This is a genomic window from Phyllobacterium sophorae (assembly GCF_003010965.1).
Lineage (GTDB): Bacteria > Pseudomonadota > Alphaproteobacteria > Rhizobiales > Rhizobiaceae > Phyllobacterium > Phyllobacterium sophorae.
The window spans coordinates 233,221-246,426 of record NZ_PGGM01000001.1; the positions used below are offsets into that span (position 1 = coordinate 233,221).

Consider the following 13,206-nt stretch of genomic DNA (forward strand, 5'->3'; position numbering starts at 1 on the left):
GGTCAGAGCCAATCCGTAAAGAAATGCGCGCCAGCCAGCTTGCGAACCCGCCGCGCCGCGTCCCGGCCAATATCCACAGCGTCGGCGAATGCGCCCTCACTCGTGACCTCGTGCGCTTCGCTGCCATCCGGCAGGAGAATCATTCCGTGGAACTGGACCTTCTCCCCCGAGACCGTTGCAAGGCCGGCAATCGGCGTGCGGCAGGATCCGTCGAGTGCACCAAGAAAAGCGCGTTCGCACGCTAGCGCTGTCGACGTTGGAAGGTGATTGAGGGGCGCAAGCATTGAATCAATCCGGTCGTCGCCAATTCGGCTCTCCACGGCGATCGCTCCTTGCCCGGGCGCGGGGGGAAAATTCCATACGTCCATGAGTTCGGTAGCGACATCGCCAAGCCCTAGACGTTTCAGACCGGCATAGGCCAGGAATGTTGCATCAACTTCGCCATCAGCAAGCTTGCGCAGGCGGGTTTCGACATTACCGCGAAAGTTAACCGTCTTCAGGTCAGGACGAGCCCGCTGGATTAGTGCCTGCCGGCGCAGCGATGCGGAGCCGACGGTTGCCCCGATCGGCAGATCGAGTAATGTCTTGACCTCCCGTCCGATAAATGCGTCGCGCGGGTCTTCGCGCTCAAGGAAGATCGAAAGATGCAGGTCTTGCGGCAGGATCGTCGGCATGTCTTTCGATGAATGCACGGCGAGATCGATGCGACCGTCGGCAAGCTGTTGTTCAATCTCAAGCGTGAACAGGCCCTTGCCGCCAACTTCCGCCAAGGGCCGATCCTGGATACGATCGCCGCTGGTCGAAATAACGACTATTTCGATATCGTCTTCGCGAAGTCCATGGGCTTTTATCAGCCGGTCACGCGTTTCACGGGCTTGCGCCAGGGCAAGCGCACTCCCACGTGTACCGATCTTGAGCGTTTTTGTTTGCATTGGCCGCTGTCCGTGTTACGCGAGTTCGAATTGAGCCTTTACCTAAAGGGCTTTTATTCGACGGGCAATGCGGCGAAGGATATCAGGTTTATCGATGCGGGTGCTAGGTATTGAGACAAGCTGTGACGAAACGGCGGCGGCGATTGTCGAACGCAATGATCGCGGCCATGGCCGCATCTTGTCGAATGTCGTTCTAAGCCAGATTGACGATCACGCGCCCTATGGCGGCGTGGTGCCTGAGATCGCCGCGCGCGCCCATGTGGAAGTACTCGACACGTTGATCGATCGGGCCTTGCAGGAAGCGCAAATGACTCTGGACGATGTCGATGCCGTGGCTGCGACAGCTGGTCCAGGATTGATTGGTGGTTTGATTGTCGGACTGATGACCGGGAAGGCGATCGCCATGGCGCGTCAGAAGCCATTTTACGCGATCAACCACCTCGAAGGCCATGCGCTCACCCCGCGTCTAACCGATCATATCGATTTTCCCTATTTGCTATTGCTGGTATCCGGCGGGCACACGCAGATGGTTCTGGTTAAGGCGCTGGGTGATTATGAGCGCCTTGGCACGACCATTGACGATGCGCTAGGCGAAGCTTTCGACAAGACCGCAAAGCTGCTCGGCCTGCCTTACCCCGGTGGGCCCGAAGTGGAAAAAGCGGCTCTGCTTGGCGATCCCACACGCTTTACCCTGCCGCGGCCGCTGAAGGGCGAAGAGCGGCTCGATTTTTCCTTCTCCGGCCTGAAAACGGCCGTGCGCCAACTGGCGACGACGCTAGAGCCCTTGTCACAAACTGATGTCAATGACATTTGCGCTGCCTTTCAGACAGCCGTCGCCGATACACTGGATGATCGCGTTTCTCGCTCATTGATGCGGTTTCGCCAAAACTTCCCGAACGTCACCAAACCAGCCTTGGTGGTCGCCGGCGGCGTTGCCGCAAACAAGGTCTTGCGCGATGGCCTGCAGCGGCTCTGCTCGGATAACGGCTTCCGGTTCATTGCACCACCCATGGCTCTTTGTACCGACAACGCTGCAATGATCGCCTGGGCAGGCGCCGAACGGGCCAATTGCTTGCCCGCCGATTCGCTCGACATCGCGCCACGCTCGCGCTGGCCATTGGACATGCAGTCAGCACCACTGATCGGCGCAGGCCGTCGCGGAGCCAAGGCATGAGTCGAAAACCAATCATTGCGGTGCTTGGTGGGGGGGCTTGGGGCACTGCTCTGGGATCAATGGCGGCGCGTAACGACAATGAGGTCCGGCTCTATGCGCGTGACGCGGCGACCGTGGATTCGATCAATGGCAGCCATCGCAACGAAGCCTACCTGCCCGGCATTGACCTGCACCCGGGGCTCACGGCGAGCACCAGTGCCCGGAAAGTCCTTGCCGGAAGTGACCTCATCCTTTGCGTCATCCCCGCGCAGGCACTCGCCGGTGCAATACATGAATTGAAGAACTCGATCCCGCCCGCTGCCCCGCTCGTGATCTGCGCCAAGGGCATCGAGCGCAAGAGTGGCTTACTCATGTCCCACCTCGTTGCCGCAATAATGCCGGGTCACGACCTTGGAGCGCTATCGGGACCGAGCTTCGCTAGCGACGTGGCAAGGGGATTGCCGACCGCTGTGACCGTGGCGGCACAGCGGCACGCGCTCGCAGACCGTATCGCCGTGACGCTGTCCGGTCCGACGTTCCGCTGCTATTCTACCGATGATCTGACCGGGGTGGAAATCGGTGGTGCGCTCAAGAACGTGCTCGCCATTGCGGCCGGTGCAGCGATCGGCCGAGGCTATGGCGCCAGTGCCCAAGCGGCGCTGGTCACCCGCGGCTTTGTCGAGCTGCGCCGTATCGGCCAAGCACTCGGAGCAAGACCGGAGACGATCATGGGCCTTTCCGGTCTTGGCGATCTGATGCTTACCTGCTCCACGCCGCAATCTCGAAACTATTCCTATGGACTGGCTCTCGGCCGCGGTGAGGATCTCACCGGCCGCCCGCTTGCGGAAGGTGTCGCAACCGCTGCCATTGCGGCCGAGCTTGCCGCCCGCAATAATGTGGAGGCACCGATCATCGGGGCGGTCGCACAGATACTTGATCGGCACATCACCATCGATGAGGCCATGGAAGCCTTGCTTTCGCGGCCGCTGAAGAATGAAGATTGAACCAGGAGACCGCGAATGCTCTATGCTCTTCTCTGCAACGATAAGCCTGATCACCTGCAGCTGCGCCTCGACACGCGCACTGCGCACCTCGACTATTTGAATGGCTTGGGCGATCGCCTCAAGTTTGCCGGGCCATTTCTTGGTGATGATGCAAAGCCGAATGGCAGTCTCGTGGTCATCGATGCGGCGGATCTTGCCGCAGCTAAAGACATCGCAGCCAATGATCCTTATGCTCAAGCTGGTCTCTTCACATCGGTCGATATTCGCCCATGGACCTGGGCCATCAAAAATCCGGACAACAAATAGGGCGTCAAAAATGGCATTCTGGTTATTCAAATCCGAACCCGACGCATGGTCATGGGACAAGCAAAAATCCGCCGGCGCCAAGGGCACCGAGTGGACTGGCGTGCGCAATTATCAGGCGCGAAACAATATGCGCGCCATGCAGATTGGCGACAAAGGTTTCTTCTACCATTCGAATGAAGGGCTTGAAGTCGTCGGCATCGTCGAAGTCTGTGCCCTCGCTCATCACGATTCGACGACCGATGATCCGCGTTGGGAATGCGTTGATATTCGTGCCGTCAGGGACGTGCCGGCGCCGGTAACTCTTAAAGACGTCAAGGCCAATCCGAAACTGGAGAAGATGGCGCTTGTCACGTCAATGCGACTGTCGGTGCAGCCGGTAGCGCCGGATGAATGGAAGGAAGTCTGCCGCATGGGCGGGCTGGTTCCAGCTCCCGAATGACCCGATCCATGGGTGAGCTGGTCCTCGATCCAGACAGCGATCGTTATCGCCGATTCGTTCTGGCGAACACCACCCTGCAATCCCCGCCACATGTGCAGGAGATCGAGCTCTATCTGGCCGATGAAGCCCATGATCTGTGGCAAAGAACCGAAGATGCGCTGGCAACCATCGGGCTTCCTCCTCCATTCTGGGCCTTTGCCTGGGCGGGCGGGCAGGGTCTGGCGCGCTATATCCTCGACCACCCCCACACAGTAGAGGGTGCTGTCGTCCTCGATTTTGCCTCGGGCTCCGGTCTGGTGGGTATCGCTGCAGCCAGAGCGGGTGCCGCACGTGTCATTTCATGCGATATCGACCCGTTTGCACGACCTGCAATAGCGCTCAACGCCGATGCAAATCAGGCAGTCCTTGAAATTCGCGTTGATGATCTGATCGGCAGCGATGATGGCTGGAATGTAGTTCTTGCGGGCGACGTATTCTACGACAAACCCTTGGCTGACAGGCTCATACCTTGGTTCACCGCTCTGGCGAAACGCGGCGCCAACGTCATCGTCGGCGATCCTGGCCGCTCCTATTTTCCCAAGGATCTTCTCGAATCGCTGGCAGCCTATTCGGTTCCGGTAACGCGGGTTCTTGAGGATGCCGAAGTGAAACTGACAACTGTCTGGCGCTTCCGGCGCTAGCGCAGTACCCGAATGACTGTCCGATTCGAGATATGGGGCAGAAGCCGCTCCATATCGGCGCGGTTCAAGGCAATACAACCTTCCGTCGGAGTGTAGCCGGGTCGCGCCAGATGAAAAAAGATGGCACTGCCACCAGCACGGCGGCGCGGCTTTATGTTCCAATCCATGACGATGCAGACGTCGTATAGATCATCGTTGCGCCACATCGTCTCGTGACTGGCGCCATAGGGTATGCGGACCTTGCGGTTGTAGTTGCGGTCGCTGCTGACCTCACACCAGCCTTCATCGCGGCGAAGAGGCCTAAACATTAGCATACCCGGACTTTTCACCTTCTTGTCGGGACGCTTGAAACCATAGAGCAACCGCATCTTTGCCAAAGGGGTGGCACCATCGCCCTCACGTTTGAAGGCAGTAATGCCGCCCTTGCCAAGCGCGCAGCGCAGAATCATGGTGCCTGCAATCATTTGCCCCTGGCTCGAATGGCCAGGTCTGGCCCGAACATCGATTAATTTCAAAGACCTGCCCACCATGCTTGCCTCATAAAAAGCATTTTTGTGTCAGACTGATGCGCCGCACAGGCATAATCAAGTCGATGGTCTTTCTTTCCTTAATAATTCGACTTAAATTCCAACGACTTCTTTCCACTCGCGGGAGATCTGATGACAGCGCGTACCATTCTTATCGTCGACGACGACGCAGACTTGCGGGCCATACTGGTTGAGCAGCTGAGCCTTTATGAAGAATTTCAGATCATTGAGGAAGACAACGCGACCAAGGGTGTTCAGGTGGCGAGAAACGGTGTCGTCGATCTGCTGATCATGGATGTCGGTCTGCCGGACATGGATGGGCGCGAAGCGGTAAAATTGCTTCGCAAGGGAGGTTTCAAGGCGCCCGTTATCATGCTGACCGGACATGACACTGATTCGGATACGATTCTGGGGCTGGAATCTGGCGCGAACGACTACGTGACCAAGCCGTTCCGCTTCGCTGTACTGCTTGCGCGCATCCGCGCGCAGCTCCGCCAGCACGAGCAAAGCGAGGATGCGACCTTTGTCGTCGGGCCTTATACGTTCAAACCCGGCCAGAAGATGCTGATCGATGCGAAGGGCGGCAAGATCCGGCTGACTGAAAAGGAAGTCGCGATCATCAAGTATCTCTACCGCGCTGGGGGCAAAGTCATCACCCGTGACGTGCTTCTGGAAGAAGTTTGGGGATATAACTCAGGCGTGACAACACACACTCTGGAAACTCACGTCTACAGGTTACGGCAAAAAATCGAACATGATCCATCGAATTCAACCATACTCGTCACCGAAAGCGGGGGATACAAGCTCATTCCTTGATGCTGATGGGGCCAATCTAGGTATATGTCTGTAATTGCATGGCAATTGAAGATGATATTCGCATTCTGGAGACGGTGGGGCTGTTCGAGACGTTTACGCGCGATCAGTTGCGCCTGCTTGCCTTCGGCACCGAGCGGCTGGTCTTAAGGGAAGGTCGCGAGCTCTACCGCGAGGGCCAGTCCGCCGATTGCGCCTATGTCATTGATCGCGGTGAGATTTCTCTGTTTCGCGAAGGCCCGGCCGGTCGGACTGTCCTCAAAACGGTGGGCCCTGGAGCCGTTCTAGGCGAGATGGCGATCATTGCCCAAACCAAGCGCCTTACCAGCGCGATGGCAGAGACGGAGACAGAAGTAATCCGGCTTAACCGCTCGCTTTTCCGGCGTATTCTCGAAGAATACCCCGAAATCGCGGCTGCCCTGCACGATCAGATCTCGATGGACCTTAATGAAATGATTGAGGCCATTACCAAGTACGAACACCTGTTCGGCGAACGCTAACTCGCGTTCCCACAACCCATATTCCCCCTAGAATTGAAATACTTGGGCCGAATGGACATTTTGTTGCGCAAGAATCGGGTCGATCCGAGCCAGGTTCACACCTTCTTGCACAGTTCCTGTTCTAAATTGGCTCAGTCCAGATTGAAACGCGCGATGACGGGAACGTGATCCGATGGACGCTCCCACCCGCGTGCTTCGCGCAGGACGGTGATGTCCGCCAAGTCGTTCTCGAGGTCCGGCGATCCCCAAATATGGTCAAGCCGCCGGCCGCGATCCGCTGCCGCCCAGTCTGCGGCACGATAGCTCCACCACGTATAAATTTTCTCACTCCGCGGAATATGATGGCGCATCAAATCGCTCCAACCGGCCTGCCGGCGCAGCGCTTCAAGCCCTTCGGTCTCGATAGGCGTATGGCTTACAACCTTCAGCAACTGTTTGTGCGACCATACATCGGTTTCCAATGGAGCGATGTTAAGATCACCGACCAGCAGCGATGCATGGCCGTGGCCGTAAGCAGCGGTCATCGCCTTCATCTCGTCGAGGAAACCGAGCTTGTGCTTGAATTTCGGATTGATCTCGGGATCGGGTTCATCCCCTCCGGCCGGCACGTAGAAATTATGGATACGTAAACGTTTCGATCCTGCCGTAACCACGGTGCTTAGATGCCGGCAATCGGCAATGTCGCAGAATCCCACCCGAACTGGCTCGGCCAGAGGGCGCCGCGAGATGGTCGCAACGCCGTGATAGCCCTTCTGGCCGCTGACCTCGATATGCTCATATCCCATCGCATGGAACGCTTCGCGCGGAAAAAGTTCGTCCGGGCATTTCGTTTCCTGGAGGCAGAGGACATCAGGCTGATAGCCGGCTAAAAATTGGAGGACCAACGGCAAGCGCAAGCGCACCGAATTGATGTTCCAGGTGGCGACGGAGAAAGGCATGGGGACTCGCGAGGTGAACGGGGGCGTTAAGCTGGTGCGTGGCTCGACAAGCTCACCTTACCGTGAGAGAGGCAGGATGTGCAACGCGAGCCGCCTGCCTCGGCGCCCTGACGATGCTCAGCATCCGCTGCTTGCCGGTGAACTTGCCGAACCGCGCGATCCCGGTCATGCCAAAAGATTTCGAAAACTGCAAGACCGGCGCTATTTCTTCATCGCAATGCGCGTGTAGTCGATCTTGAACATGTCAGCGGCAAATCGCACACCCGTGCGGACGTTGGTGATCATTACCGTCGTATCAAGCCCCTGAGCATCGGTAATCGTCCACTGCCGGAGATCATAGGACTTCGGATCGAACATCATGGTGATCGTCGAATTGCCAAAGACCGATTTGTCACCAAGGACGATCGTGGTCATGTCCGGCTCTTGCTTGACCGATTTGACCCGACCACCGGAAAGATTGATCTGATCGCTCAGCAACAGCTTTAGCGGCGTTTTCGACAGCGGATACAGATCCCAGGTGTCAAGCTTGCGATTGTTGATCACGACCGAGTCTCCATCGGAGATGACGCGGATAGGCGACGGCTTGTTGTAGTTGAAGCGGATCTTACCCGGGCGTTCGATATAGAACGTTCCTTCCGTCTGCTCACCACGCGGACCGAACTGGACAAAATTCCCTGTGAGCGTTTTCACGCTGGAGAACTTGTTGGCAATTTCCTGCGCGGCACCGATGCCGGCGGGCGCTGCCTGGGCAAAAGCGGGTGTTGTGAGGGCGGCTGCACCGCCGAGCAATGCCATGCCGATCATGGACGCGACCGCAGAAGCCCTGGCAAGCGAGCCAACTGTGCGCACCGGTGCTTTTGTCTGAGTCATGGTCGTATCTCCTGTCGTCATGAATTGCGTTTAAACAACCAGTTTGGCTTCACTGTGGCTAAGTAACGGCATGACCTGGTTTCTTGTTCCTCGGCGGCGTTACGTAACAACACTATTTCCAGGTTATGTAATGCTGGTCGTCCGATCATACCATAACAGCCCGCTAAATCGTTACGTCACGCCCGTTCTGTTTGGGACCCGCTCCGTCGGGCGAAGACAGGAAATGACTGATCGCTCAAAACTCATCGTTTTGTGTCGGCACGAGGATTTCGCGCTTGCCCGCATGGTTGGCCGGACCGACGAGCCCCTCCTGCTCCATGCGCTCGATGATGGAGGCGGCACGGTTGTAACCAATGCCGAGACGGCGCTGGATGTAGCTGGTCGATGCCTTCTGGTCGCGCAGCACGACGGCAACTGCCTGATCGTAGGGATCATCGGAATCCTCGAGATTCGAGGTTCCGGCAGGCCCGGCACCACCCTCGTCCTCGTCATCCTCTTCAGTGATTGAGTCGAGATATTCCGGAACACCCTGCAGTTTCAGGTGATTGACGATCTTCTCCACTTCGTCGTCGCCGACGAAGGGCCCATGCACGCGCTGGATGCGGCCCCCACCGGCCATATAGAGCATGTCACCCATGCCGAGCAGCTGCTCACCGCCCTGTTCGCCGAGAATGGTGCGCGAATCGATCTTCGACGTAACCTGGAACGAAATGCGGGTCGGGAAGTTGGCCTTGATCGTACCGGTAATAACATCGACCGATGGACGCTGCGTTGCCATGATCACATGGATACCAGCGGCACGGGCCATCTGTGCCAGGCGCTGCACCGCACCTTCGATGTCTTTGCCGGCAACCATCATCAGGTCGGCCATTTCGTCGATGATGACGACTATGTAGGGCATCGGCTTCAGATCGAGTTCCTCGGTCTCATAGACGGCCTCTCCGGTGGCCCGGTCGAAACCGGTCTGCACAGTACGGGCGATGCGTTCGCCCTTCTTCTGCGCCTGTTCGACACGTTGATTGAAGCCGTCAATGTTGCGCACGCCGACCTTCGACATCTTGCGGTAACGGTCTTCCATCTCCTTGACGGTCCACTTCAGCGCAACGACAGCCTTCTTGGGATCGGTAACAACCGGTGTCAGCAAATGCGGAATACCGTCATAGATGGAAAGTTCCAGCATTTTCGGATCGATCATGATCAGACGGCACTGCTCGGGTGTCATCCGGTACAACAGCGAAAGGATCATCGTGTTGATCGCGACGGATTTGCCCGAACCGGTGGTACCGGCGACCAGCAAATGCGGCATTTTCGCCAGATCGGCGATAACGGCTTCACCGTTGATGGTCTTGCCAAGCGCAAGCGCGAGCTTGGTTTTTGTCTGCTCGAAGTCGCGGCTCGCCAGAAGTTCGCGCAGATAAACCATCTCGCGCGTCTGGTTCGGCAATTCGATACCGATCGCATTGCGTCCCGGCACAACGGCGACACGGGCGGCTATGGCACTCATCGAGCGGGCAATATCGTCGGCGAGCGTAATAACCCGCGAAGATTTGATGCCGGGTGCAGGCTCCAGTTCGTACAGCGTGACAACGGGGCCCGGGCGAACATGGATGATCTCGCCGCGCACACCAAAATCCTCCAGCACACCTTCCAGCAACCGGGCGTTCTGTTCGAGAGCCTCCTTTGAAAGGCTCGGATTGCGAACCACGCTCTTGGGTTCGCTGAGAAAATGCAGTGAAGGCATCTCGAATTCATCGGACTTGATAAGCGAAGCTTGAGCCTCGCGCTGGACACGTGCGCCTGTCCTTGGCGCGGGCGCGGGCGTGTCGATGCGCGCGGCGACCGGCCTGGCTGAAGGCATTGACTTCGGCCGGGCTGGCGCCTGCTGCGGTGCCCAATCGTCGACATCCTCGTCCTCATCGCTGAACGCCACAGGATCGAAACGATCAGACCGGGCATCAAAGTCGTTGCCAATATCTATTGATGGCGCCTCGGAACGCGGCGCCTCGTCGTAAAATCCGGGTTCGCGCCGGACGCCGCCTGGTCCGTTCTTTTGGCGCGCAGCCGGAACGCTATTCAGAAAATCGTCGTCATTGCGGCTGGCACCAATGGTGCGCGCACCATTGTAGAGACCCGCACCATGCCCGGAAATGCGCCGGAACAGTGCCTTCGTACTCAGGAACCAGTGGGTAAGTGCCCCTAGGGCAAGCAGACCGCCCTCGCGTTCGTCTTCGTCGTCCTCGTCGCCATAGTCGTCCTCATCCGCAACATGACGTGTCGATTTCTTGAGCACGGCCGGCTCGCTGTCACGATAGGTGATGCCGCTGGCAAATCCGAAAATCCAGAGGGTTGGCAGCGCGAGAATGGCAACGAGGATCATGGCCAAGCCACCGCGCGGGAACGTGCCGATGAAGATTGCCGGGACCTTCAGGACCATATCGCCAAAAACGCCACCGAGACCAATCGGCATAGGCCAGCTCGACGGAATTGCGAAGCAACCGGCCATGGCAGCGGCCATCAATGACGCGCAAAACCAGGCGATGGCCCGGCGCGGCATGCGGTCAACGCCGCGTCCGAGGACGAAAAGGCCACCCCAGAACAGGGCCGGCATCAGCGCCACAACCATGGAAAGGCCGAAAAACTGCATGCCAAGATCGGCGAATACCGCGCCAGGATAACCCAGCGCGTTGTGTGTGGGGTTCGACGTGGCATGACTGAAACTTGGATCCAGCACGTTCCAGGTAGCCAGACTGCCGATTGCAAAGGCGACGAAGCCAATAAGCACCAGCCCCCAGAGGATATGGATCTGCCTGCGGAACAGGGTGGACAACCCGGTTCGCTGGTCTTCAATGGCATAGGAGGATGAGTATCCTTGACGCATGAAATCCGGTCCCACGTGAACGCATACTTTGCGGCCGTGACATGCCGCAATTTCGAGAGCTGATTCCCACGTTACGGGGCGATGGTTAAGGGGGCATTAACCATGGGAGACGGAGGGGAAAATTAGCAGGTGGGCGATGGGCGACAAGCAGCAGCCAAAATGAAATGGGCCCGCAAACCGGGCCCATCATAATGGTCGCCAGAGACAGCCTATCAGCTGTGATAAGCGGCTTCACCGTGGGAGGTGAGGTCAAGACCTTCGCGCTCGGCTTCCGGAGCCGCCCGCAGACCGACGATCAGGTCGACAATCTTGTAGAGGATTGCACTGCCGATACCGGACCACAGAAGCGTAACCGCCACACCCTTGAACTGCGCCCAAAGCTGTGTTGCCGTCCCTGCATAACTGGCCGCGAAGTCGGCCGTCGAGTAATCGACGATGCCAGCGCCACCCAAAGCCGGGTTGACCAGGATACCCGTGCCAAGAGCACCAATGATGCCGCCGACACAGTGAATGCCGAAGACGTCCAGGCTGTCATCGTAGTCGAACTTGTTCTTCACAACCGCCACGAAGAAATAGCAGACAAGGGTCACGACCGCACCGAGGACGATTGCACCCATTGGGCCGACGAACCCGGCTGCCGGGGTAACTGCAACCAGACCGGCCACGGCGCCCGACACCGCACCGAGCATTGAGGCTTTTCCGCGCAGGAAGGATTCAAGAATGATCCACATCACGGTGGCAGCAGCTGTCGCCACAAATGTATTGATCATTGCAAGACCCGCATAGGCATTGGCTTCAAGGTTGGAGCCTGCATTGAAGCCAAACCAGCCGACCCATAGCAAAGAGGCGCCGACCATGGTCAAGGTCATGGAATGCGGAGCCATGATGTCCTTCTTGTAGCCCGCGCGCTTGCCAATCATGAGCGCACCAACAAGACCGGCGATGCCAGCGTTAATGTGAACGACCGTACCACCGGCAAAGTCAATCGCACCGAAGCCGAAAATCAGACCCGACGGATCGGAATAGGCGCTTGGACCGCCCCAGAACCAGACCATGTGGGCGATCGGGAAATAGACGAAGGTGACCCAAAGGATGACAAACAGAACGACTGCCGAGAATTTGACGCGCTCCGCAAAGGCGCCGACGATCAGTGCAGGTGTGATGCAGGCGAATGTCATCTGGAAGATGACGAAGACCAATTCAGGAATGGCCACGCCCTTCGAGAAGGTTTCCGATAGCGTTGTCACGTCGACACCGGACAGAAATGCCTTAGAAAACCCACCGACGAACGCGTTGCCCGGAGTGAACGCCAGGCTGTAGCCGTAAAATACCCAGATCAGCATCACGACGGCCGTAATGGTGAAGACCTGCATGAGAACCGAAAGCATGTTCTTGGCGCGGACAAGGCCACCGTAGAACAAGGCAAGGCCGGGTATGGTCATCAACAGCACGAGCACTGTCGACACCATCATCCAGGTGGTGTCACCTTTGTCGACCGTGAAGGCAGGCGCCGCTGCAGCAGCCGCATCCGCTGCGGCCGGCGCGGCTTCCTGGGCAAACGCGGCCAATGAGCCGAATGCGGTCAGCGCCAGCGACCCTAGCAGGGTGCTGCGAGCCGCAGATGTAAGACTGGTTGGAATTTTCATTATTCTCTCCTTGAACCCCAAAAAACTCACAGCGCGTCGGTGTCGGTTTCGCCCGTGCGGATACGGACGGCCTGTTCGATGCTGAGGACGAATATTTTCCCGTCGCCGATCTGGCCCGTCTTGGCGGCCGTGGTGATGGCTTCCACTGCGGTGTCGACGAGCTCAGACGCGACAGCGACTTCCACTTTCAGTTTTGGAAGGAAGCTGACCGCATATTCGGCGCCGCGATAAATTTCGGTGTGTCCTTTCTGGCGGCCATAACCCTTCACCTCGGTGACGGTCAGGCCCTGAATGCCGACAGCGGTGAGTGCTTCGCGCACTTCGTCCAGCTTGAACGGCTTGATAATGGCCATCACAATTTTCATTGACTATACCCCTGCGCTTGCGCGGTACCTTCCAGGTGGAATTACCTGAACTGCGGCAATCCGCGTTGAACCCATCGCCTAGAGCCGTGTGGCTATCGGTGACTTGGTCAGGAGTATTCAAGTTCCGTGCCAGACTCGACACGCACTGCTAAGAC

At 57.9% G+C, this 13,206-nt stretch carries 15 protein-coding genes; 8 read left to right on the forward strand and 7 right to left on the reverse strand.

Going from position 1 to position 13,206, the window contains the following annotated elements:
• Positions 1-2: 2 nt before the first annotated feature.
• Complete coding sequence (hemC, locus tag CU103_RS01155) at positions 3-932, reverse strand: hydroxymethylbilane synthase (RefSeq protein ID WP_106662085.1); 930 nt, start codon at positions 930-932, stop codon at positions 3-5.
• 94 nt (positions 933-1,026) lie between these two features.
• Here hemC and tsaD point away from each other — a divergent pair, with 94 nt between their 5' ends.
• Genes tsaD through CU103_RS01180 form a run of 5 tightly spaced genes read left to right on the forward strand, consistent with a single transcriptional unit; the run spans position 1,027 to position 4,514 of the window.
• Positions 1,027-2,106, forward strand: coding sequence for a tRNA (adenosine(37)-N6)-threonylcarbamoyltransferase complex transferase subunit TsaD (tsaD, locus tag CU103_RS01160; protein WP_106662086.1), 1,080 nt, complete (start codon positions 1,027-1,029; stop codon positions 2,104-2,106).
• Entirely contained in the window at positions 2,103-3,089 is a 987-nt protein-coding gene (locus CU103_RS01165; protein WP_106662087.1) for an NAD(P)H-dependent glycerol-3-phosphate dehydrogenase, read from the forward strand. The genes tsaD and CU103_RS01165 overlap by 4 nt, the downstream gene beginning before the upstream one ends.
• A 15-nt stretch (positions 3,090-3,104) precedes the next feature.
• Positions 3,105-3,395: a YciI-like protein gene (locus CU103_RS01170; RefSeq protein ID WP_106662088.1), complete on the forward strand. Its 291-nt coding sequence runs from the start codon at positions 3,105-3,107 to the stop codon at positions 3,393-3,395.
• Positions 3,396-3,405: 10 nt separating this feature from the next.
• Positions 3,406-3,834, forward strand: a complete 429-nt coding sequence (locus CU103_RS01175; RefSeq protein ID WP_106662089.1) for an EVE domain-containing protein — start codon at positions 3,406-3,408, stop codon at positions 3,832-3,834.
• An 8-nt stretch (positions 3,835-3,842) separates the two neighbouring features.
• Positions 3,843-4,514 (forward strand): class I SAM-dependent methyltransferase, encoded by a 672-nt coding sequence (locus CU103_RS01180; protein WP_245448530.1) that lies wholly within the window; start codon positions 3,843-3,845, stop codon positions 4,512-4,514.
• Here the strand turns inward: CU103_RS01180 and CU103_RS01185 are convergent.
• Positions 4,511-5,044 carry a L,D-transpeptidase family protein gene (locus tag CU103_RS01185; RefSeq protein WP_106662091.1) on the reverse strand — a complete coding sequence of 178 codons (534 nt, stop codon included), beginning with the start codon at positions 5,042-5,044 and terminating at the stop codon, positions 4,511-4,513. The genes CU103_RS01180 and CU103_RS01185 overlap by 4 nt on opposite strands.
• 129 nt (positions 5,045-5,173) lie before the next feature.
• On the opposite strand from CU103_RS01185, the gene CU103_RS01190 reads away from it, so the two are divergent.
• Positions 5,174-5,857, forward strand: a complete 684-nt coding sequence (locus CU103_RS01190) for a response regulator transcription factor (RefSeq protein ID WP_106662092.1) — start codon at positions 5,174-5,176, stop codon at positions 5,855-5,857.
• Between the two features lie 38 nt (positions 5,858-5,895).
• On the forward strand, positions 5,896-6,354 hold the full coding sequence (locus CU103_RS01195; protein ID WP_106662093.1) for a cyclic nucleotide-binding domain-containing protein: 459 nt from the start codon (positions 5,896-5,898) through the stop codon (positions 6,352-6,354).
• Positions 6,355-6,485: 131 nt separating this feature from the next.
• Here the strand turns inward: CU103_RS01195 and CU103_RS01200 are convergent, their stop codons facing one another.
• Positions 6,486-7,292, reverse strand: coding sequence for an exodeoxyribonuclease III (locus CU103_RS01200; RefSeq protein WP_106662094.1), 807 nt, complete (start codon positions 7,290-7,292; stop codon positions 6,486-6,488).
• Here CU103_RS01200 and CU103_RS30995 point away from each other — a divergent pair.
• Positions 7,291-7,521 carry a hypothetical protein gene (locus tag CU103_RS30995; RefSeq protein ID WP_146147740.1) on the forward strand — a complete coding sequence of 77 codons (231 nt, stop codon included), beginning with the start codon at positions 7,291-7,293 and terminating at the stop codon, positions 7,519-7,521. The two genes, CU103_RS01200 and CU103_RS30995, sit on opposite strands and share 2 nt — an antisense overlap.
• Here CU103_RS30995 and CU103_RS01205 read toward each other — a convergent pair.
• From CU103_RS01205 to CU103_RS01220, 4 genes are all read right to left on the reverse strand, one after another.
• A complete protein-coding gene (locus tag CU103_RS01205) occupies positions 7,494-8,162 on the reverse strand; it encodes an outer membrane lipoprotein carrier protein LolA (protein WP_106662095.1) in 669 nt (222 codons plus the stop codon). The two genes, CU103_RS30995 and CU103_RS01205, sit on opposite strands and share 28 nt — an antisense overlap.
• A 235-nt stretch (positions 8,163-8,397) precedes the next feature.
• Positions 8,398-11,040 (reverse strand): DNA translocase FtsK, encoded by a 2,643-nt coding sequence (locus CU103_RS01210; protein WP_106662096.1) that lies wholly within the window; start codon positions 11,038-11,040, stop codon positions 8,398-8,400.
• Positions 11,041-11,252: 212 nt separating this feature from the next.
• On the reverse strand, positions 11,253-12,686 hold the full coding sequence (locus CU103_RS01215; protein WP_106662097.1) for an ammonium transporter: 1,434 nt from the start codon (positions 12,684-12,686) through the stop codon (positions 11,253-11,255).
• Between the two features lie 26 nt (positions 12,687-12,712).
• A complete protein-coding gene (locus CU103_RS01220; RefSeq protein WP_100000921.1) occupies positions 12,713-13,051 on the reverse strand; it encodes a P-II family nitrogen regulator in 339 nt (112 codons plus the stop codon).
• Positions 13,052-13,206 lie beyond the last annotated feature (155 nt).

Coding starts and splice junctions, on each gene's coding strand:
- hemC (WP_106662085.1), bottom strand. CDS start 932: ATGCAAACAAAAACGCTCAAGATCGGTACACGTGGGAGTGCGCTTGCC.
- tsaD (WP_106662086.1), top strand. CDS start 1,027: ATGCGGGTGCTAGGTATTGAGACAAGCTGTGACGAAACGGCGGCGGCG.
- CU103_RS01165 (WP_106662087.1), top strand. CDS start 2,103: ATGAGTCGAAAACCAATCATTGCGGTGCTTGGTGGGGGGGCTTGGGGC.
- CU103_RS01170 (WP_106662088.1), top strand. CDS start 3,105: ATGCTCTATGCTCTTCTCTGCAACGATAAGCCTGATCACCTGCAGCTG.
- CU103_RS01175 (WP_106662089.1), top strand. CDS start 3,406: ATGGCATTCTGGTTATTCAAATCCGAACCCGACGCATGGTCATGGGAC.
- CU103_RS01180 (WP_245448530.1), top strand. CDS start 3,843: ATGGGTGAGCTGGTCCTCGATCCAGACAGCGATCGTTATCGCCGATTC.
- CU103_RS01185 (WP_106662091.1), bottom strand. CDS start 5,044: ATGGTGGGCAGGTCTTTGAAATTAATCGATGTTCGGGCCAGACCTGGC.
- CU103_RS01190 (WP_106662092.1), top strand. CDS start 5,174: ATGACAGCGCGTACCATTCTTATCGTCGACGACGACGCAGACTTGCGG.
- CU103_RS01195 (WP_106662093.1), top strand. CDS start 5,896: ATGGCAATTGAAGATGATATTCGCATTCTGGAGACGGTGGGGCTGTTC.
- CU103_RS30995 (WP_146147740.1), top strand. CDS start 7,291: ATGGGGACTCGCGAGGTGAACGGGGGCGTTAAGCTGGTGCGTGGCTCG.
- CU103_RS01200 (WP_106662094.1), bottom strand. CDS start 7,292: ATGCCTTTCTCCGTCGCCACCTGGAACATCAATTCGGTGCGCTTGCGC.
- CU103_RS01205 (WP_106662095.1), bottom strand. CDS start 8,162: ATGACTCAGACAAAAGCACCGGTGCGCACAGTTGGCTCGCTTGCCAGG.
- CU103_RS01210 (WP_106662096.1), bottom strand. CDS start 11,040: ATGCGTCAAGGATACTCATCCTCCTATGCCATTGAAGACCAGCGAACC.
- CU103_RS01215 (WP_106662097.1), bottom strand. CDS start 12,686: ATGAAAATTCCAACCAGTCTTACATCTGCGGCTCGCAGCACCCTGCTA.
- CU103_RS01220 (WP_100000921.1), bottom strand. CDS start 13,051: ATGAAAATTGTGATGGCCATTATCAAGCCGTTCAAGCTGGACGAAGTG.